This is a genomic window from Priestia sp. 10L35 (genome assembly GCF_056395685.1).
Window position 1 is genome coordinate 16,557 of sequence record NZ_JBFTKA010000015.1, and the last position, 20,071, is coordinate 36,627.

The 20,071-nt window shown below is 37.5% G+C and carries 19 protein-coding genes; 15 read left to right on the plus strand and 4 right to left on the minus strand.

The features are described from left to right. Both AC1DEF_RS26720 and AC1DEF_RS26725 read left to right on the plus strand, forming a co-directional pair. Positions 1–1,143 (plus strand): mannitol-1-phosphate 5-dehydrogenase, encoded by a 1,143-nt coding sequence (locus tag AC1DEF_RS26720; RefSeq protein ID WP_043977785.1) that lies wholly within the window; start codon positions 1–3, stop codon positions 1,141–1,143. 89 nt (positions 1,144–1,232) lie between these two features. Next, positions 1,233–1,718 (plus strand): VOC family protein, encoded by a 486-nt coding sequence (locus AC1DEF_RS26725; RefSeq protein ID WP_075422356.1) that lies wholly within the window; start codon positions 1,233–1,235, stop codon positions 1,716–1,718. Between the two features lie 55 nt (positions 1,719–1,773). Here AC1DEF_RS26725 and AC1DEF_RS26730 read toward each other — a convergent pair whose 3' ends face one another. Next, positions 1,774–2,292 carry a L,D-transpeptidase gene (locus AC1DEF_RS26730; protein WP_097825557.1) on the minus strand — a complete coding sequence of 173 codons (519 nt, stop codon included), beginning with the start codon at positions 2,290–2,292 and terminating at the stop codon, positions 1,774–1,776. A 280-nt stretch (positions 2,293–2,572) separates the two neighbouring features. Here AC1DEF_RS26730 and mscL point away from each other — a divergent pair, with 280 nt between their 5' ends. The 10 genes from mscL (at position 2,573) to AC1DEF_RS26780 (ending at position 13,152) form a co-directional block, all read left to right on the plus strand. Continuing rightward, a complete protein-coding gene (gene mscL / locus AC1DEF_RS26735; RefSeq protein WP_043977792.1) occupies positions 2,573–2,968 on the plus strand; it encodes a large conductance mechanosensitive channel protein MscL in 396 nt (131 codons plus the stop codon). Between the two features lie 195 nt (positions 2,969–3,163). Next, positions 3,164–5,233: an LTA synthase family protein gene (locus AC1DEF_RS26740; protein WP_097825556.1), complete on the plus strand. Its 2,070-nt coding sequence runs from the start codon at positions 3,164–3,166 to the stop codon at positions 5,231–5,233. Between the two features lie 196 nt (positions 5,234–5,429). Then, positions 5,430–5,972: a helix-turn-helix domain-containing protein gene (locus tag AC1DEF_RS26745; protein WP_097825555.1), complete on the plus strand. Its 543-nt coding sequence runs from the start codon at positions 5,430–5,432 to the stop codon at positions 5,970–5,972. A 20-nt stretch (positions 5,973–5,992) separates the two neighbouring features. Beyond that, positions 5,993–7,090, plus strand: coding sequence for an ABC transporter ATP-binding protein (locus tag AC1DEF_RS26750; RefSeq protein ID WP_097825554.1), 1,098 nt, complete (start codon positions 5,993–5,995; stop codon positions 7,088–7,090). Position 7,091: 1 nt separating this feature from the next. Continuing rightward, complete coding sequence (locus AC1DEF_RS26755) at positions 7,092–7,892, plus strand: ABC transporter permease (protein ID WP_097825553.1); 801 nt, start codon at positions 7,092–7,094, stop codon at positions 7,890–7,892. Between the two features lies 1 nt (position 7,893). Next, positions 7,894–8,700, plus strand: a complete 807-nt coding sequence (locus AC1DEF_RS26760; RefSeq protein WP_013054988.1) for an ABC transporter permease — start codon at positions 7,894–7,896, stop codon at positions 8,698–8,700. Next, a complete protein-coding gene (locus AC1DEF_RS26765) occupies positions 8,697–9,770 on the plus strand; it encodes an ABC transporter substrate-binding protein (protein WP_042992389.1) in 1,074 nt (357 codons plus the stop codon). The genes AC1DEF_RS26760 and AC1DEF_RS26765 overlap by 4 nt, the downstream gene beginning before the upstream one ends. Positions 9,771–9,988: 218 nt before the next feature. Continuing rightward, positions 9,989–11,101 (plus strand): acyltransferase, encoded by a 1,113-nt coding sequence (locus tag AC1DEF_RS26770; RefSeq protein ID WP_097825552.1) that lies wholly within the window; start codon positions 9,989–9,991, stop codon positions 11,099–11,101. A gap of 145 nt (positions 11,102–11,246) precedes the next feature. Then, the gene (locus AC1DEF_RS26775) at positions 11,247–11,924 is read left to right on the plus strand and encodes a response regulator transcription factor (protein ID WP_097825551.1); all 678 of its coding nucleotides are present in this window, start codon (positions 11,247–11,249) and stop codon (positions 11,922–11,924) included. Next, positions 11,917–13,152, plus strand: coding sequence for a sensor histidine kinase (locus tag AC1DEF_RS26780; RefSeq protein ID WP_318331542.1), 1,236 nt, complete (start codon positions 11,917–11,919; stop codon positions 13,150–13,152). The genes AC1DEF_RS26775 and AC1DEF_RS26780 overlap by 8 nt, the downstream gene beginning before the upstream one ends. Before the next feature lie 17 nt (positions 13,153–13,169). Here AC1DEF_RS26780 and AC1DEF_RS26785 read toward each other — a convergent pair whose 3' ends face one another. From AC1DEF_RS26785 to AC1DEF_RS26795, 3 genes are read right to left on the minus strand one after another with little or no spacing between them, the layout of a single operon-like run. Further along, on the minus strand, positions 13,170–14,057 hold the full coding sequence (locus AC1DEF_RS26785) for an RnfABCDGE type electron transport complex subunit D (RefSeq protein ID WP_097825549.1): 888 nt from the start codon (positions 14,055–14,057) through the stop codon (positions 13,170–13,172). After that, the gene (locus AC1DEF_RS26790) at positions 14,041–14,973 is read right to left on the minus strand and encodes an FAD:protein FMN transferase (protein ID WP_097825548.1); all 933 of its coding nucleotides are present in this window, start codon (positions 14,971–14,973) and stop codon (positions 14,041–14,043) included. Before AC1DEF_RS26790 ends, AC1DEF_RS26785 begins: the two co-directional genes overlap by 17 nt. An 11-nt stretch (positions 14,974–14,984) precedes the next feature. Then, complete coding sequence (locus AC1DEF_RS26795; protein WP_097825547.1) at positions 14,985–15,497, minus strand: FMN-binding protein; 513 nt, start codon at positions 15,495–15,497, stop codon at positions 14,985–14,987. Between the two features lie 293 nt (positions 15,498–15,790). Here AC1DEF_RS26795 and AC1DEF_RS26800 point away from each other — a divergent pair, with 293 nt between their 5' ends. From AC1DEF_RS26800 to cshA, 3 genes are all read left to right on the plus strand, one after another. After that, positions 15,791–16,873 carry a D-alanine--D-alanine ligase gene (locus tag AC1DEF_RS26800; protein ID WP_097825546.1) on the plus strand — a complete coding sequence of 361 codons (1,083 nt, stop codon included), beginning with the start codon at positions 15,791–15,793 and terminating at the stop codon, positions 16,871–16,873. Positions 16,874–16,969: 96 nt separating this feature from the next. Further along, positions 16,970–18,352 (plus strand): UDP-N-acetylmuramoyl-tripeptide--D-alanyl-D-alanine ligase, encoded by a 1,383-nt coding sequence (locus AC1DEF_RS26805; protein WP_043977817.1) that lies wholly within the window; start codon positions 16,970–16,972, stop codon positions 18,350–18,352. Between the two features lie 196 nt (positions 18,353–18,548). Next, on the plus strand, positions 18,549–20,060 hold the full coding sequence (gene cshA / locus AC1DEF_RS26810; RefSeq protein ID WP_016762753.1) for a degradosome RNA helicase CshA: 1,512 nt from the start codon (positions 18,549–18,551) through the stop codon (positions 20,058–20,060). Positions 20,061–20,071: the final 11 nt, after the last annotated feature.

Here is a 20,071-nt window from a genome sequence, read left to right on the forward strand (position 1 = left end):
GTGAAACAAGCAGTTCATTTTGGAGCAGGCAATATCGGTCGAGGATTCATTGGGGCATTGTTTTCTCAAAGCAACTATCACGTCACATTCGTAGATATTGCTGAAAAGATTATTAATCAGTTAAACATAGATGAAGGGTATAACGTAATAACAGCCGCAGAGCATCCCGAGACATTAGCTGTTCAAAACGTATCTGGTTTAAATAATCTGACACAAGAACAAGCGGTCATTAAAGCGATTAAAGAAGCAACGTACATTACGACGGCCATCGGACCGAACGTTCTGCCTCGCATTGCTCCTTTAATTGCTAAAGGTTTGGCTGAACGTGTAAAAGCAAGCGACGAAAATGTATATGTGATTGCATGTGAAAATCAAATCTCTGCGACAGATTTATTAAAAGGCTATATTTTTGACGCGCTGGATGAAGAGACAAAAGCTCATATGATAAATAAGGTCTTTTTCTTCAATTCAGCTGTAGATCGTATCGTGCCTATTCAACATGATCAAGGTTCGCTTGATGTTTTAGTAGAATCCTATTATGAATGGGTAGTAGAGGCACCTGAAGATATTCCTTTTGTAGAAGGAATGACGATTGTGCCTGACCTTGCTCCTTTTATTGAAAGAAAGTTATTTACAGTGAATACGGGACACGCGGTGATTGCATATTTTGGTTATTTAAAAGGAAAAGAAACAATTGATCAAACGTTAAGAGATTCAGATATTTATGAACAAGTACAGCAAACGCTACAAGAAACAGGAAACTATCTAATTAAAAGATATGACTTAGATAAAGAGGAACACAAAGCCTATATTACTAAAATCATTGAACGCTTTAAAAATCCTCATTTAAATGATTCAGTTAAAAGAGTAGGACGAGCACCAATTCGCAAGCTTGGACCTCAGGATCGTTTGATTCGTCCAGCGCTAGAAGCAAAAAAATCGGGCCTTTCTTATACCTATTTAGCAAAGGCTATTGCCGCTGCGCTTTTATTTGATCCGCAAGAAGATAAAGAGGCTATGAAGCTTCAAGCGAATATTCATGAGTATGGTATTGAGTATGTATTAAAAGAGATTAGTGGGTTAGAGGCAAGTAATGATTTAACAAAAGAAATCATTGCTCAATATAATGCTTTAAAATCGTGAATGAATTTAGTATGTGTAAACAGTCCATTTTAAATGGGCTGTTTTTCTTTTAGCAGAAAGGGAATGTTTGTGTATAGGAGGGTGATAAAATGGTAGCTATTACGCACGTTGGATTAGCTGTACCTGATGTAGAAGAAGCCGTGCAGTGGTATGGAAAAGTTTTAGGTTTTAAGCTAATTGCCGGTCCTTATATGTTTAATGCGGAGGAAGAAAAAGCTGAAAATATGACTCAAGATTTACTGGGGTCTCATATCAAAAAAATGAAAAATGCTCACATGACAGCTGACAACCAGGTAGGCATTGAACTGTTTGAATTTAATAAGCCGCAAATGCCTCTTGTATTAAAAGACAGCGATGAGCAGTATCAAAGTTATTTTCACATGTGCTTAATAGCCGATGACGTGGAAAAGTTAGCGGATAAAATCGAACAATCAGGCGGTAAAAAGCGAAGCCAAGTATGGAATACAAGACCAGGAAAACCTTATTACTTGGTTTATTGTGAAGATCCGTTTGGGAATATTATTGAGCTATATTCACACAGTACGGAGCTCATGTATGGGAATAGAGAAGAATAAAAGCTTATCCAGATTTCTTGGATAAGCTTTTATTTTTTCATAGCTGTCCGTAGCCTTATACTTTTGCCAGCTCTTCAAAGGTTTTTGATGAATACGTAATAGTTACAGATGTTCCTACTGCCACTTTATTGAATAATTCTTCGAAATCCGCATTATGCATTCGTACGCAGCCGTGGCTTACATATTTGCCGATGCTATCTTCTGAGTTATTCCCATGAATAGCGTATGTGTCGCCGGTTGTTCCGTTTGCATTAAGCCCTAGCCAGCGAGAGCCAAGATGATTATTAGAAGCGCCTCCTGCAATATGCCCTGTATAGTAAGGACGATTTTTAATTTTGTTAACAATCTTGAAAAAGCCTACCGGCGTATCGCTCCATGTTTTTCCCGTAGCTACTGAATACGTCTTTTCTAACTTTCCATTATGAAAATAAGCAAGCTGATTTGTTTTTTTATTAATAATAATTAAATCTCCACTTGCTGCGTTTTCACTTGCATTCGCCGCACTTGCTGTATAAGAAATGCTGATAATAGCTACGAGGCATAAAGCAGCTGCTCGCAGTATAATTTTTCTCACGTTCTAGCCATCTCCTCTATTGTTCATTTACATATTTGGTGAATTACATGCTATTAGTGTATAAAAGGAAAATGGACTGAATATGAATCTTTCCTGAATGAAAACTGAAAGTGCATTTTATTTATAAGCGAATATAAAGTAAAAATCTGGGCAGAAATACAACTAAAGGTCTGGTACATATCTCATGAAAAAGAGAAAAGTGAAAATGCACCTTGTATGTTTAATTTAGGATGTATTATCATGAAAGTTTGAAATGAAGGGCAGGAGGTGGAAGAAACAGATGCTTAAAGAATTTAAAGAGTTTGCTTTGCGTGGAAATGTATTGGATTTAGCTGTCGGTGTTATTATTGGAGCGGCATTTGGAAAAATTGTAACGTCTCTTGTAAATGATATTATTATGCCGCTGATTGGTTTGTTGTTAGCAGGGATAGACTTTAAAGATTTATCCTTCACGGTTGGAGATGCTACGGTATTATATGGATCTTTTATTCAAACAATTGTTGATTTCTTAATTGTCGCATTCTCGATTTTCTTATTTATTCGTTTCTTTAATCGTTTTAAGAGAAAAGAAGAAGAGAAAGTAGAGGAAGAAGTGGCTGTTCTGTCAAAAGAAGAAGAGATCTTAACAGAAATTCGCGATCTGTTAAAAGCAGAAGCGTTGAAAGAACGTTCATAACAGCAATTTTTACATACGTATAAAACGGCTAAGAGGCCCGTCTTTTCATAAGAAAAGCGGGCTTTTTTCGTGTGAAATTTCTCGGGAAATGTTAGTGGTATGATCATGGGAAAATTAGGCGTGAAAGCGAGAGAGATAGGAATGTTAAAATTATATTAAAAGTGTTAAGATATTGTAAATAGGAGGGTTAAGGTTATGTTTAAACATTTGTATCGTTCTTTGCCAATGCTGGCAGCGTATGGGCTGCTTAGCGTTTTTTTATACAGTGTTGTTATGTTTAATGTATCAAATGACACAAAGATATTGTTTGACTGGGCCCAAATCCATACAGCTGGGTTCGTAGTATTAATAGGGGGATGCTCCCTTGTTTTATGGGCGCTCACTTTCTATTTGCTACTTCGGTTTAATCAGATAGAGAGAATACAAGCTTCGCAGTGGTATGCCATTTTTACGGCAATTGTGTTTTCAATTACAGTAGCAGCTGTTTCTGCCATGGTTTTTGTTGTCTATCATATTGATATACATAACCCAGGCAAAACAATAGAGTGGATGCAGGCGTACCCTCAACGCTATCTCTTTACGGTATTTTTGCTTTCGCTGTTAACACTAGCGATCATTATGCTAGTAGGGGAAGCTTATTTAGGGGCTGGGATTACCTTTGTTCTGTATTTTATTTTAGCTCTCGTAAACTATTACAAAAAAATCTTTCGAAATGAACCATTGTTCCCAAACGATTTTATTCAGGCCAGTCAGTTAAAAGAAGTTATTCCGATGATTAAAGATTCGATTTCAATTCCTATTGTAATAGGAGTTATTGGATCTATTATCGTACTGATTACTCTTTGGTTTTTCTTGCCGAAAATTAAAATTCGATGGTTTCTTCGAATTATTATGATTCTGCCGCTCATCTTTTTAATGAAATCATTTTTATTCTTTGAACACTCGTTTGCTCAAAAATATTATGATCAATATGCTGCGCTGATGCCTTGGAATCAGCAAAATAATTATTACTATAATGGACCTGTTATTGGCATGATTTCAAATGTTAAAACAGATGTGCTGCAAGAGCCGGATGACTACTCAGAAGAAGCTATGGCAAAAGTGGCAAAGCGCATTCAGTCAAAGGAAGAGAAAACACAAGAAAGCAAGACTGAAGTCAAACCAAACGTTGTGTTTGTGATGAATGAAACATTTTGGGACCCAACAAAGCTTAACGTGACGTTCTCTGAAGATCCAATGAAAAATACAAGAGAACTTCAAAAGAAATATCCTTCCGGATGGTCTTTAAGTCCTTCGTTTGGCGGGGAAACAGCTAATGTGGAGTTCGAAGCGCTGACGAGCTACTCTTTGTCTTTCTTTAACCCTGGAGGCCTTCCTTATCAGCATGTATTGAGTAAAAAAGAATATCCGTCTTTTGTTTCTTATTTAGAAAAGCAAGGCTATGCTACAACAGCTATGCATCCAAACAGCGGCATGCTTTATATGAGACAAAATGTATATCCAAACTTGGGATTTGATCAAGTGAAGTTTATTGATGAAATGAAGCATACGCAAAAAGATAACAAAGAGTTTGTTTCCGATGAAGCGGTAGTTGATGAAGTACTCGATACGCTTCGTCAGTCGAAAAAGCCTGCATTTGTGCATGCTGTAACGATTGCAAATCATCTTCCTTATTCGGCGGATAAGTATAATGGTCAGGAAACCATTAAAGTAACCGGTAAAGGGTTATCACCGGAAATGCAAAAGGAAATTGGAATTTATGCTGAAGGAATTAAACGTTCAGATGCTGCTTTAAAACGATTGAACGATGAAATTCAAAAGCTGGACGAGCCGACCATTGTAGTATTTTGGGGAGATCATTTGCCGGCGCTTGGCCAAAACCTTCAAGCTTACAAAGAAACGGGTTTTGGAAACGAGAAAACGCAGCAAACATCTCAAAAATTTTATGAAACGCCGCTCTTATTTTTATCTAATTACGATACGAAAATAGATAAAAATCTCGGTACGATGAGTCCTATTTATATTGCTCCGACGCTTGCTCAATCTCTTGGTTACAAAAGTAATCTGTTCTACGATCAGTTGAATCAAATGAAAACAGAAGTGCCGGCTTTTCGTTCAAATATGTATATAGATTCGAAAGGAAAGCTAGTCGATGATCCGGCGGCACTATCTAAAAAAGCTGCAAAAGACCTTCAAGATTACCATGAAGTTGAGTTTGATACATTATCCGGGAAACAGTACGAAACGCATAAGTTGTATAAATAAAAATAAAAACTCCTTTTAATATAAAAGGAGTTTTTATTTTTTAAGTGTTTAAGGTTGTACTAAAAAATAATTCATGTATAATATTTTAAGGTTAAAAGTAAACTTTAAGTTAAGTAAAACAAAACTTGAGTTTGGAACAGCATGAACAATCATTCATGCTGTTTGCTAATTTTAAATACAGTTGAGGATCGAGAGTATGGAAATAGGAAAGAAAATTAAAAATTTACGATTAAAAAAAGGTTTAACACAAGAAGAGCTAGGAGAACGTACTGATTTAAGTAAAGGCTATATTTCCCAGCTAGAGCGCGATTTAAGTTCACCGTCTTTAGAAACATTTTTTAGTATTTTGGAAGTGCTAGGATGCGAACCGAAAGAATTCTTCGAAATTGATACGCATGTTCAAAAGGTTGTATACAGAGAGGAAGACTACACGAGTTATTGCGAAGATCAAAAAGGTTACCATATTCAGTGGCTTGTCCATGAATCAAATGAAAAAGAAATGGAGCCGATTCGTCTTATTCTTCATGAAAAGGGTGCATTTAAGAGATTTGAGCCTTCCCTTTCAGAAACGTTTGGCTACATTTTGCGCGGGTGTGTGAAGGTAAAGCTTGGAGGCAGAATATATGAAGCCAAACAAGGAGAAACCATCTATTTTCAAGCTTCTGAAGAACATCAGATTTTAAATGCTCATGACGGAATAACAGAGTTAATTATCGTGGCGACAGAGTCTTATTTATAGAACAAAAGAGGTGAAGTGAAATGACATCTACGAATGCAATTATTCAATTTGAAAATGTGACCAAGCAATATGATAATGATTCAGTTGTATTGGATCATGTAAGCTTTGAAATTGAAAAAGGGAAATTTTATACCCTCTTAGGTCCATCGGGATGTGGAAAGACAACGATTTTACGATTAATTGCAGGCTTTACGGAAGCCTCAAGCGGAACGATTTATTTTAATGGGAAAAGAATTAATGATGTCCCGGCTAACAAACGACAGGTTAATACGGTTTTTCAAGACTACGCGCTTTTCCCCCATTTGAATGTATTTGAAAATGTAGCATTTGGTCTTCGAATCAAGAAGATGAAAAATGCTGATATTGCAATAAAAGTTAAAGAAGCCCTTCGTTTTGTTAACTTAGAAGGATATGAAAACAGAGAAATAAAGGAAATGTCGGGCGGCCAAAGACAGCGTGTAGCAATTGCACGAGCAATTGTAAACCAGCCCGAAGTCATTTTGCTGGACGAGCCGCTTTCAGCTCTTGATCTAAAATTGCGTACAGAAATGCAATACGAGTTAAGAGAATTACAGCGTCGTCTAGGTATTACGTTCATTTTTGTTACGCACGATCAAGAAGAAGCGCTTGCGATGTCCGATGAAATCTTTGTTTTGAATAAAGGAAGAATTCAGCAGAGCGGGGAACCCACAGATATTTATGATGAGCCAATTAATCGTTTTGTTGCCGATTTTATTGGTGAATCAAATATTGTACCAGGTAAAATGATTGCTGACTTTTTAGTGGAGTTTGGCGACCAGCAATTTGAATGTGTCGATCAAGGATTAAACCAAAATGAGCAGGTTGAAATTGTGATTCGCCCTGAAGATTTAGCCATTACAAGCTCCGATCAAGGAAAGCTGCAGGTTCGTGTAGATTCACAGCTGTTCAGAGGAGTCCATTATGAAATTTTAGGCTATGACCATGCAGGGAATGAGTGGCTCGTTCACTCTACGAAAAAGGCAACGGTTGGCGAAGAAATTGGTTTATATTTTGAACCTGAAGCTATTCATGTTATGCGATTTAATGAAACGGAAGAAGAATTCGATAAGCGACTCGAAGGTTATGAAGAGGATTAAGATGCAAACTAAATCAAGAAATATTTACTTAGTCCCGTACGTGTTATGGATTTTGCTTTTTGTAGTTGCTCCCATTGTATTAGTTGTCTATTATTCTTTTTTCAACATCGATAATGAGCTGACGCTTGAAAACTATAAGAAATTTTTCACCCCAGTTTATTTACAGATGACGCTGAGTTCATTTTGGTATGCCTTTTTAATTACGTTATTTTCCTTGGTTTTTTCTTATCCTACAGCTTATTTACTAACGAAGCTTAAGCACAAGCAGCTTTGGCTTCTACTGATTATTTTACCGACGTGGATTAACCTATTATTAAAAGCTTATGCTTTTTTAGGTATATTTGGCACGTATGGTGCGGTTAATAAGTTTACTGAATTTCTAGGACTTGGTACTCATCAAATTTTATTTACTGACTTTAGTTTTGTATTTGTATCGGTGTATATTTTTATCCCCTTTATGATTTTGCCGATCTTTAACTCTTTAGAAGAACTTAATCCCTCGCTTATCTACGCTTCGCGAGACTTGGGGGCATCTTCATGGGTGACATTTAAGCGCGTAGTATTTCCGCTAACGCTAGAAGGGGTTAAATCAGGTTGTCAGGCTGTTTTTATTCCAGCACTATCCCTCTTTATGATTACGCGTTTAATTGCTGGAAACCGCGTCATTACACTGGGAACAGCGATTGAACAACATTTTTTAGTGACGCAGGATTGGGGCATGGGCGCCACAATAGCCGTCTTTTTAATTATTGCGATGGCCGTTATGATGCTCATAACAGGCACTGGAAAGAGAGGTGTGTAAAATGAAGAGAAAGTGGAAGTTCAGCCACCTTTATTTATTTTTTGTATTTTTCATTTTATACGCGCCCATTTTTTATTTAATGTATTACTCTTTTAACAGCGGAGGAAACATGCGTGAATTTGAAGGGTTTACGTTAGATTGGTACAAAGAAGTGTTTCAAGACACGCGTTTGCTTATTATTGTCTTGAATACTCTTATTATTGCTCTACTGTCTTCGGTTATTTCAACTATTATTGGCGTGATAGGGGCACTTGCTATCGTATACGTGAAGCGCAGACGTGTTCAAAATACGCTGTTAACATTTAATAATGTGTTAATTGTGAGTCCAGATGTTATTATTGGCGCATCTTTTTTAATTCTATTTACCATTATCGGTGTAAAGCTCGGATTTATATCGGTATTATTAGCGCATATTGCATTCAGTGTACCGATCGTGGTCATCATGGTTCTGCCTAAGCTGCAGGAAATGAGTCCGACACTGCTCGATGCAGCCCGTGATTTGGGCGCAAGCCGCTTTGAAGTACTTTCGAAAGTGGTATTGCCATTTATTCGTCCGGGTATCTTTGCAGGCTTTTTTATGGCTTTAACTTACTCTTTGGATGACTTTGCGGTTACGTTCTTTGTGACCGGGAACGGTTTTTCTACGCTTTCAGTAGAAATTTATTCGTTAGCAAGAAGAGGGGTCTCGCTGAAAATCAATGCTCTTTCTACTCTTATTTTCATGTTTACCGTGCTGATTGTGATTGGTTATTACTTTATCAGTCAGCGATATAGCAATAAAGTGAAAGGGGTGGCGACTGGAAAATGAAGCAATTAGCAAAGCCGTTTATCTTCATCGTCATCCTTTCTTTCGTTCTTATGTATGTGGTTCATCATTTGAACAATGCCGAAGGATACTCTGGAGGAGATACGCTGACCGTCTATAATTGGGGAGATTATATTGATCCTGATTTAGTGAATCAGTTTGAGAAAGAAACCGGAATTAAAGTCATTTATCAGACCTTTGATTCGAATGAAGCAATGATGACCAAAATTGAACAAGGCGGTACGACATTTGATATTGCTGTGCCTTCTGAGTACGCGATTAGCAAGATGCGTGAAGAAAATTTACTATTGCCAATTGATCATTCGAAGCTGCCTAATTTAAAATACATTAATCCGCGTTTTTTAGACTTATCCTTTGATCCTGGCAATAAGTACTCTATTCCTTATTTTTGGGGAACTGTTGGTATTGTGTATAACTCTGATATGATTCATGGCAAGAAGATAAAAAGCTGGAATGATTTATGGGATCCTAAGCTGAAAAATCAAATTTTACTTGCAGATGGCGCTAGAGAAGTGATGGGAATGGGACTAAACAGCTTAAATTATTCATTAAATGATACGAATAAAGCCCATCTTCAAGAAGCAAAAAGAAAGCTTGATACATTAACACCAAATGTCAAAGCTATTGTAGGAGACGAGATTAAGATGCTCCTAGCAAATGAAGAAGCGGCAATTGGCGTTGTTTGGTCAGGCGATGCTTCTGAGATTATGAGTGAAAACGATAAGCTGAATTACGTTGTTCCAGAAGAAGGTTCGAATTTATGGTTTGATAACATGGTTATTCCAAAAACGGCTAAAAACGTAGAAGGCGCACATAAATTCATGAACTTTATGTTAGATCCTAAACATGCTGCTCAAAACGCGGAATATGTAGGGTATTCTACCCCTAATAAAAAAGCGTTAGATTATTTGCCGAAAGAAGTAGCGGAAGATGAACGTTTTTATCCAGAGGAAGAACTAACAAAAAAGCTTGAAGTATATAATAACTTAGGCAAACGAATGCTTGCTTATTACAATGAATTATTTTTAGAATTTAAAATGCACCGTAAATAAAAGGAACTTAATTAGGTATTTGTACTTAAGTTCTTTATTGTTTTTGTAAATTCAGTTGCGTGATAGCAAGAGGAAAGATAAAATACAAACGAGTAAAGCTAATAACATTTATTTTGTGTTATTAGCTTTTTTATTTGTAAAACGGGAAAGATAAGAAAAAATTGAATGTTCTATTATTCATCTAGAAGTTATATTTCACATTATATAGGAGAGAAAAAGTGAAGCAAAAACAAAAGCAGCATATTCAATCCATTTATTTTTTACGATTATTCGCTATGATGATGGTTGTGCTCGTACATGTAACAGCAGCATATGCAACGGTACTGCCATTTGCAAGCGAAGCTTATCAGAAATATCATTTTCTTAACCGAATTGTTCGAATTGAAGCAGGAATCTTTATTGTGATCACAGGTTTGGTTTTCTTTTATAGTTATATTAACAAGCCTTTAACAAAGACTTTATGGAAAACGTATTATGCTCGAAGAGTGACATATATTTTGGTTCCCTATATTATTTGGGCACTTATTTATGAATTTTATTCGTACTATGTAGGAGCAACAGAATTAAATGCAGCTGATATTGTGAAACGTATTTTACGCGGAGAGTCCTACTATCAGCTTCATTTTATCTTTTTAATTGTACAAGTTTATCTCGTGCTGCCGGTTTTTGTATGGCTAGCACAAAAAGTAACCATTTTTAAAAAATACATGTGGCTGTTTGGCATTATCATTCAGCTTGGTTATTTAATGCTTAACAATACGTATCATATCACTTCATTTAATTTATTTTTAAATACAATGGCGACGTTTTTACTCGGCGGTTGGATTGGCATTTATTATCGCGAGCAAGTGGATAAAAAGTACAGTCGTTCGAATATTGTATTATTTCTGGTGACGCTCGGAGCGGGAATAGCTATTTCACTGTTAAATTATCACTTGTACACAATGAAGACAATCCAAATTTCAGGCTTTACGTATGAGGCTGTTAATACGCTTTATTTGGTTGCTGGAAGTTATTTCTTCTTCCGAATTGCAGAGATATTAGCTGAAAAGCTTTCTGCGAAGTCCGTGACGGTTGTTAAAAATATTGCCATGTACTCGTTTGGCTTTTACTTGATTCACCCGATGGTTTTAAACTTTGTGGCAAAAGCAGTACCAATACAAGGCAACTACATGTTTCACGTTGAAATCTTGGCACGCTATATTCTAACATTAGCGGGCTGTTACCTCATCATTTGGGGATGTCATCGTCTTTTACCGTTTGCTAGCTTTTTGTTTGGTAAACTGCCAAAAGAAGCGGTGTTCATTTACCGACGTCCTGATCATAAATAGCGTTTAGTTAAAAGTTATGTCTGCTTGCAGGCATAACTTTTTTTATAAAGTATAAGAGATGATAACACGCTAGTTTTAAAATATTTTTAAAAGTGACATGCTAAGATAATGCTTACTTAGGTACTCACAAAAGGGGGAATTTGATATGCGTGTACTTGTGGTAGAAGATGATGCTTCCTTATTACACGGTATCGTAGAAGGCTTAAAAGAAGAAGGATATGAAGTTGATTGTGCGTCTGAAGGAGATGAAGGTTTGTTTTTAGCAGAGCAGAATATTTATGATGCCTTGATTTTAGATATTATGCTGCCGGGTATGACAGGGCTTGACATACTAAAAAAGCTAAGAAAACAAAAGGTGCTGACGAAAGTTATTTTTCTTACTGCAAAAGATAGTGTAGAAGATCGAGTGAAAGGACTTGATTATGGAGCTGATGATTATTTGGTTAAGCCTTTTGCCATGGCTGAACTTTTTGCGAGGTTAAGGGTGATGCTCAGAGACTTCCAGGCAGAAGAAGGCATGATTTCATATGGTCCCATTTCTATACGAGAAGCCAATCATGAAGTTATGATAAATGGTAGTGCCTTAACGTTAACGATTAAAGAATTTCAGCTTTTGGAATACTTTATTCGAAATAAAGAACAAATCCTTATTCGAGATCAAATTTTTAATCGCGTATGGGGATTTACATCTGACGTAGGAGTGGGTGTAGTAGATGTCTATGTTCACCATTTAAGAAAGAAGCTTCAGCCTTTTAATTGTGACGGTTATGTACGTACAGTAAGAGGCGTAGGCTTTATGTTGAAAGGCGAAGAGCATGTTTAAAAAGACGAGAATCAGGCTGGTGTTATTTAACACAATCGTGCTGATGGTTATTTTGAGCATTTTTAGTTTAGTTTTATATGTTTATATGCAGCATGTTATTTTTTTAAACCCAGACAATCGGTTAAGTGAGATGAGCGAGCAAGTAAAAAAAAGAAACTTACATGAGATCCAGGAAAACAATGAGAGAGAAACAGAAAGACGGGTTGCGTTTTTACTTTGGAGCAGTGATAAAAAACTAATCAAAATCACACCTAAAAAAGGGTTATATACAAACGATATTGACGACTTTAAGCCTGCGCTTTCAGAAGGAAAAGCCCAAACTTCACAAGAGGTAAACGGTCATGCTTATCGAGTGATGAATGTGAAAAACGAAGGGTATATAAAAGACCAAGACGTTTCAACGATTCAACTTGTCTTAAACGTAGATCCAGAAACTCAAACCTTAGAGCACCTTGCTTTTCTTCTTATCATTTCAGCGTTTATTGGACTGCTTCTTTCGCTTGTAGCTGGCTTGTTTTTAGCTAATCGAGCGCTTGTACCTATACAAAAGTCGTGGAACAAACAGGTCGAATTTATTGCAGATGCTTCCCATGAGTTAAGAACGCCTCTTTCCGTGATGCAAACGCATCTCGAGCTATTGTTTAGACGACCAAATCATACGATCGAGCAAGAAAGCGAAAATATTTATCAAAGCTTAAACGAAGTGAAGCGGATGACGAAGCTGGTGGGTAACTTACTAACACTGGCTAGATCTGATTCAAGTGCGCAGCTGCTAAACAAAACGGTCTTTAATATGAGCGAGCTGGTTGATAAAGTAGCTAATCAATTTGAGCCCATATTTGAACTAAAGGAGCTGCACTTCACAAGGGAAATTGAATCGTTAATGTGCGGAGGAGATCAAGAACGACTTCATCAGCTATGTATGATTTTATTAGATAACGCTTTTAAATACACGCCCTCTGGAGAAAGCATTCACATCAGTCTAAAGAAACATCATCACTCTATGACGTTAATCGTTAGAGACACAGGCGTTGGAATTGAAGCAAAAGATCTTCCATATGTGTTTGATCGCTTTTATCGAAGTGATAAGAGCCGAGCACGTGCCGAAGGAGGATCAGGTTTAGGTCTCGCGATTGCCAAATGGATTGTACAAGCTCATGACGGAGAAATTAAGGTTTTTAGCCAAAAAAACGTGGGTACGGAATTTCATGTGAGAATTCCGCTATAAAAAAAAGCTGCCTATCATCAGGCAGCTTTTTTTATCACTTTTTTGTTGGCAGTTTTCCACGCTTTCCATGCATTAGCGATTAACAGGCCAATTAATAAATAGGCAAGGCCGCCAAAAACTAAGTAATCTACAGCGCTAATCGCCCCCGCAAGCAGTCCAAATTTTATTTGGTCTTTATACTTGGCAGGAGAAGTTGGCGGATCCGTCACCATGAAGAAGGCTAAAAATAAAGCGGAATTGACAAAAGGAGCTCGTAAAGCATCCGCTACATCGCCCACTCCTATTAATGACATAATCGTAAAAATAGCAAAATACACGCCCAAAAACGCAAATACTTGAGGGAATTTATTTACCTTGCTCGTCACAAGGTACCCCGTCACAAATACGAATACAATGAGCCATACGGGTAGTAAAGATAAGCTTCCCCACCAGCTTTGGCCGCTTGAAAAGACAATAAGTGAAAAAAGAAGACCAAAAGCGGCAGGGTTAAAAACAGGCTTCTTTTTTACTTTTACGAAGTGCTTCGATAAAATCGCAACAGCTACAGTGCAAAATGTGACCCAAGCAGGTGTAGAGGTGCTGAGTACTAAGGCAATAATTAATCCAGTAATAATTCCGCCGTCAGGAAGCTGAATTTTCTTTTTATAAGCAAAAGAAAATCCTAAATCTAAGGCAGCCGCCGAGCATACGGCAAGCAGTAGGTGTCCTAATCCTTGAAAGGCAGAAGAGTTGAATTCACCTAATAAAGTTAAAAGCAGAAGCATAGCGATTACATATCTTTTAGGGGTTTTAACTAGCTGCACCCAAAGACTTATTTCTTTTGGTTTGTTTTCATCTACAGTAATATAACCTTTTGGTGTACTGATATATTTAACACCGCTTCTTCGTTCAGAACGTGTGGTCATAATTTATTAATTCCTCCATATCTGATGTGAAAAAAGGAGTGAATCTAGAGTCGAAGAGCACGCCGCGTATGTCGGCATCATTCAATAAATTTACTCCTTTTTCCGCTCCTAAAATAAAAGCTGACGTAGATAATGCATCGGCCAGCATGGCAGAAGGAGCAATAGCTGTGCAACTCAACAGACTGCTTCGAGTGGATGGAGATAAGGGATTAACCAAATGATGCGTTGATGGATGTATCTTATTTTTTCTAGCATAATTTCCTGATGTGCAGACAGCCGTATCTGTTACACGTAAAGTCAGTAGTGACTGCGTTTGAATCACAGGGTGCTGAATCCCAACTTTCCACAACTCTCCGTGTTGATTGCGTCCTTTAACTAGGATGTCTCCTCCTGCATTAATCATAAAATGCTGATAAGGAAGGGAGCGGGCAGCTAAATCAATCGCCAACCCTTTGGCGACCGCTCCAAGATCTATAATCATCGGTTTTTGTAAACAAACCGTTTTTTTATGTGTATCCAATACGATGTCTTTATAACTTCCAGAATCGACTGCTTCGTTCACTTGTACGAGTTTTCCATATAAGTAATGTTCATTAAAACCGCGGTTTTCTAATTGCTTTCCTACCGTTGGGTCAAAGATTCCATGCGTTTCATTTGCTACTAAGACAGCGAAATGAAGGGCTTCAAATAATAGATGACTAACAGAAACAGGCTCTTTGACATGTCTAATTAGTTTCATAACTTCGCTTTTGGCATCAAATCGACTGCATGTCGTTTCAACGGTTTTAAAAATAGTAAATGCCTTTGAGATATGGTGAAGGACATTTGCTTCTTCTGATTGGGGAGCAATTACTTGAATGGAGACGGTTGTTCCCATACATAATACGGAGCGGCTATATGTTTTTATGGACATCATTCGTTTCTCCTTTATGCATTGATTGCTTGCTGAAGTGCGTCGTCCACGGCATTTTGAAAATCTTCTGTACTAAGCGTTGCTCCGCTCACGACGTCGACATCTGAGCTTTGTCTTTGTACGACTTGAGCCGGAAGGCCCTCAATGTAACTTTGAGAATAGTGAGTATCTGCTTCTGTAATTTCAACTGTATCAATTCGGTCGTTTTTAATGGTCACGGATACGTAGACAGTTCCGATACGGTTGCTTCCTTGGCCAGAATACGTTCCATCTTTGTATTTTGTTTTAGGAGAAGAACTTTCGGCACTCGCTGATGAATGGTTCCGATTAGAAGAAGCTATATCTTCTCCCCAGCTGTCATTGACAATCGTTTGATTGTCTGTTTGATCCGTCGTTTTCTTCTGATGATGAGCCGGGGTGACTTGAACAGCTTGTGCATCAGATAGAGTGTTTATATAACCAGTTGCATAAATACTTCCAATGGCTACGCTGCATGCAGCAATCATCGTTTTTCCCATTTTACTCATGTTTGTTGAACCTCCTGCTTTATACCAGAACTATAGTTTCGATTATTGATGGTGATCTTTAGCATAAATAAACTTTACAAATAAAATTTTAAAAAAGATTTAAAATCAAAAAAGTTTTTTCGAAAATAAATGATCCAAGTGAAAAGGTCATTTTAAATAATGAAAGGAGAAGCTGGAATTTCTTTCACAAGCCTAGCTATTTTGACATACGTAATAATAGTTAATATTTCTGTTTACTATCTAAACGTGCATGATAAAATAGAAAAGATGAATATGTGTTAGGAGGAACATCAGTGAAAATTAAGCTTGGCCTTTTATACGGAGGAAAATCCGCTGAACATAAAGTATCTTTACAAACAGCTCTAGCAGTTTCAAAAGCAATTAATCACGATAAATATGAAGTGCATCCAATTTACATTACAGAAACAGGAAAGTGGATTCGCGGCACACAGCTGACTGGTCCGCTTGAAACAGTTGCTCAATTAGAAATTCAAGATAACGGAACTGCTATTTCACCAGTTTCATTGAATACGGAAATGTTTGCATTAACAGATTCAAAAACAGATGATCAGCTAGATGTTATTTTCCCACTTCTTCATGGTCCAAATGGAGAAGATGGTACGGTACAAGGATTATTAGAATTATTGAATATTCCTTATGTTGGAAACGGTGTATTAGCTTCAGCAGCTGGTATGGATAAAGTTGTAATGAAGCAGCTGTTTGCACAGGCAGGTCTCCCTCAAGTAGAGTACGTATCATTTATCCGCCGCGAGTGGGAAGCAGATCGAACGGTTGCTTATGAAAAAGTAGAAACACTTGGATACCCTTGCTTTGTTAAACCAGCAAACTTAGGTTCAAGCGTTGGGATTAGCAAATGTGATAACCGTGAAGAGTTAGAAGCGGCATTTGTTGAAGCTTTCTTATTCGATCGGAAAATCATTGTAGAAGCAGCAGCAGTTGGTCGTGAAGTTGAAATTGGTGTGTTAGGTAATGATGAAGCAGCTTGTTCAGTAGTTGGAGAAATCTTACCTAAAAAAGCGTTTTACGATTACAAAGCCAAATATGAAGACGGCGATACAGGCCTTATTATTCCAGCTGAAATTACAGAAGAACAGCATCAAGAAATGTCAGCACTAGCAATCAAAGCATTTAAAGCAATTGATGGATCTGGTCTTGTACGTGCAGATTTCTTCTTAACATCAGAAGGTAAATTCATTATTAATGAAGTGAATACGATGCCTGGTTTTACACCTTTCAGTATGTTCCCGTTATTGTGGAAACACGCAGGTGTTGAATATCCAGATTTAATCGAAAAACTTGTATCACTAGCAATTGAACGTCATACCGAAAAGCAGCAAATTAAACACACAATGTAACTCACACAACACTATTCATCATGAATAGTGTTTCTGTGTTTAGTTTCAATTAATGTTATCCATAGTTAACTTTATATCGAGAGGAGCAAACCAACAATGATTAAACGTACGCTTACACAGCTAGCTACAATGATTCCAGGAAGTGTATTTCATAGCGGAAATGAAACAGCTGTAATTGAGGGAGTCTCAATTGATACGAGAACCATTCAGCAAGGTAATTTATATATCCCAATTAAAGGGGAACGTTTTAACGGGCATGCATTTGTTCATAAAGCAATTGAAAACGGAGCGGTCGCTACACTGTGGAACAAAGATGAAGAAAATCCACCGACAGACATTAGTGTTATTTTAGTCGATGATACGCTAGAAGCTCTTCAGCAATTAGCGAAATCCTATCGTCACGAGTTAGATATTAAAGTAGTGGGCATTACAGGAAGTAACGGAAAAACAACAGCAAAAGACATGGTAAAAGCTGTGCTCGATACAACTTACCGCGTTCTGAAAACAGATGGAAACTTTAATAATCATATTGGTATGCCGCTTACTATTTTGCGTTTAGATGAAACTCATGATATTGCAGTTTTAGAAATGGGCATGAGCAGCCGAGGGGAAATTGAGTTTCTTTCTAATTTAGCGGAGCCTGATGTAGCCATTATTACAAATATCGGAGAATCGCACCTTCAAGACTTAGGAAGCCGTGATGGAATTGCGGAGGCAAAATTAGAAATTACAAGCGGCTTAGCGCCAACAGGTCAGCTTGTCTATAATGGTGATGAGCCACTTTTAACGTCGCGCGTTGTTAATCCAGTATTTGAAACGGTGACATTTGGCAGCTCAGAACAAAACGATTTGTATCCAAGTGCTATTTCAGCTGAAGAGTTAGGCACAACATTCACTGTTTCACGTGAAACAACATATCCATTCTTTATCCCGGTATTAGGTAAACATAATGTTCACAATGCGCTTTCTGCTATTGCGGTAGGTCATTATTTTGGACTAGACAATGAAACAATCGCTAAGGGGTTAAAAGAATTAAAGCTAACCAATATGCGTATGGAGCTCGTGAAACGAACGGATGGCCTGACCTTCATTAATGACGCATATAACGCAAGCCCAACGTCCGTTAAAGCTGCTATCACGTTGATGCATGATTTAGAAGGCTATAAGCAAAAAATTCTTGTTCTCGGGGATATGCTTGAATTAGGCGATCAGGAAAAAGAGTTCCACAAAGAAGTGGGAGAGTTTATTCAAGCAGAAAAAATTGATTATGTTCTAACATACGGCCCCTTATCTGTTGAAATTGAGCAAGGAGCAAAAAATAATTTTGCAGAAGATAAGGTAATGCACTTTGAGGAGAAAGATGAGCTTGTTAAAAAATTAACAGCGATTACAACAAGAGAAGATGTGGTTTTAGTGAAAGCATCTCGAGGGATGAAGCTTGAGGAAGTTATCTCAAAAATGATGCATAAATTACCGTGATATTAAAAAGAGTATAAGTAAGCTCTATTGCAAACGGAAAGCCATAGTGTTATGATGTAGTCTGAGTGTCTTGAGGCGCTTATACTCTAAACGTTGAATTTATTGAAGTAGTCGTTTAGAGCATTTTCCGTTTCCTCGGAGAATGCTTTTTTTTGTAAAATATAGATAGTCTAAATATAAAAGGAGTTTGAAAAACTTGGCATTATTTCAAGATTTAGGATTAAGTCAACAGCTTAATAAAGCTGTGAGTAAAATGGGTTTTGAAGAAGCAACACCAATTCAATCAGAAACTATCCCATTAGCACTAGAAGGTCACGATTTGATCGGACAAGCACAAACAGGAACAGGGAAAACAGCGGCATTTGGTATTCCTCTTATTGAAAAAGTTGATGTAAACGTAGATGCAATTCAAGGGTTAATTATTGCTCCTACTCGTGAACTTGCTGTACAGGTATCTGAAGAACTTTACAAAATTGGTCAAACAAAGCGCGTACGCGTGCTATCAATTTACGGTGGTCAAGATATCAGTCGTCAAATTCGTGCATTGAAAAAGCACCCTCATATCATCGTAGGGACACCAGGGCGTATGCTAGATCATATTAATCGTCGTACACTTCGTCTACAAGATGTTCATACAGTTATTTTAGATGAAGCAGATGAAATGTTAAACATGGGATTCATCGAAGACATTGAAAAAATCTTATCAAACGTACCTGAGAACCACCAAACACTTTTATTCTCAGCAACAATGCCTACTCCAATCCGTCGCATTGCTGAAAAATTCATGAACGAACCAAAAGTGGTAAAAGTACAAGCAAAAGAAGTAACGATGCCAAACATTACGCAGTATTATTTAGAAGTACAAGAAAAGCGTAAATTTGATATCCTTACTCGTCTTTTAGATATGCAATCACCTGAATTAGCTATCATCTTTGGTCGTACAAAGCGCCGTGTTGATGAGTTATCAGAAGCATTAAATATGCGTGGTTATTCTGCACAAGGTATCCATGGTGACTTGACGCAATCGAAACGTCTATCTGTACTACGTCAATTTAAAGAAGGTTCTATTGATGTATTAGTTGCAACGGACGTAGCTGCACGCGGACTTGATATTTCTGGTGTTACTCATGTATACAACTTTGATATCCCTCAAGATCCAGAGAGCTATGTACACCGTATCGGACGTACAGGACGTGCTGGTAAAATGGGTGCTGCTATGACATTTGTAACGCCAAGAGAAACTGGACAGTTACACAATATTGAGCGTACAACAAAACGTAAAATGGAGCGTCTTACTCCTCCAACGCTTGATGAAGCAATGGAAGGTCAACAGCGTATTGCAGCTGACAAATTAACAGAATCTGTGACACAAGGCAACTTATCTTACTACAAACAGTTGGCAGAAGAGTTACTTGAAGAGCACGATTCAGTTTCATTAGTGGCAGCAGCGATCAAATTATTTACAAAAGAACCAAACGAATCACCAATTCAATTAACTGCTGAACCACCGGTAATTGCAAAAGGTGATAAAAACAAACGTGGAAATGGCGGAGGTCGTTCACGTTCTAACTCTAAAAACTACTCACAACAAAATCGTCGTGGAAACTCAAAACGTTTTGGTGACAAGCGTCGCGGTGGAAGCAACGGCAGTGATAATAGAAATCGTAATAGCAGCAGTAATCGTAAAGATTCTCGCAGCAAAGCGTAAAATAAAAACGA

Excerpts from the sequence above, each read along its gene's own strand:
- AC1DEF_RS26725 (WP_075422356.1), top strand. The coding sequence starts at position 1,233 with ATGGTAGCTATTACGCACGTTGGATTAGCTGTACCTGATGTAGAAGAA.
- mscL (WP_043977792.1), top strand. The coding sequence starts at position 2,573 with ATGCTTAAAGAATTTAAAGAGTTTGCTTTGCGTGGAAATGTATTGGAT.
- AC1DEF_RS26740 (WP_097825556.1), top strand. The coding sequence starts at position 3,164 with ATGTTTAAACATTTGTATCGTTCTTTGCCAATGCTGGCAGCGTATGGG.
- AC1DEF_RS26745 (WP_097825555.1), top strand. The coding sequence starts at position 5,430 with ATGGAAATAGGAAAGAAAATTAAAAATTTACGATTAAAAAAAGGTTTA.
- AC1DEF_RS26750 (WP_097825554.1), top strand. The coding sequence starts at position 5,993 with ATGACATCTACGAATGCAATTATTCAATTTGAAAATGTGACCAAGCAA.
- AC1DEF_RS26755 (WP_097825553.1), top strand. The coding sequence starts at position 7,092 with ATGCAAACTAAATCAAGAAATATTTACTTAGTCCCGTACGTGTTATGG.
- AC1DEF_RS26760 (WP_013054988.1), top strand. The coding sequence starts at position 7,894 with ATGAAGAGAAAGTGGAAGTTCAGCCACCTTTATTTATTTTTTGTATTT.
- AC1DEF_RS26765 (WP_042992389.1), top strand. The coding sequence starts at position 8,697 with ATGAAGCAATTAGCAAAGCCGTTTATCTTCATCGTCATCCTTTCTTTC.
- AC1DEF_RS26775 (WP_097825551.1), top strand. The coding sequence starts at position 11,247 with ATGCGTGTACTTGTGGTAGAAGATGATGCTTCCTTATTACACGGTATC.
- AC1DEF_RS26780 (WP_318331542.1), top strand. The coding sequence starts at position 11,917 with ATGTTTAAAAAGACGAGAATCAGGCTGGTGTTATTTAACACAATCGTG.
- AC1DEF_RS26785 (WP_097825549.1), bottom strand. The coding sequence starts at position 14,057 with ATGACCACACGTTCTGAACGAAGAAGCGGTGTTAAATATATCAGTACA.
- AC1DEF_RS26790 (WP_097825548.1), bottom strand. The coding sequence starts at position 14,973 with ATGATGTCCATAAAAACATATAGCCGCTCCGTATTATGTATGGGAACA.
- AC1DEF_RS26795 (WP_097825547.1), bottom strand. The coding sequence starts at position 15,497 with ATGAGTAAAATGGGAAAAACGATGATTGCTGCATGCAGCGTAGCCATT.
- AC1DEF_RS26805 (WP_043977817.1), top strand. The coding sequence starts at position 16,970 with ATGATTAAACGTACGCTTACACAGCTAGCTACAATGATTCCAGGAAGT.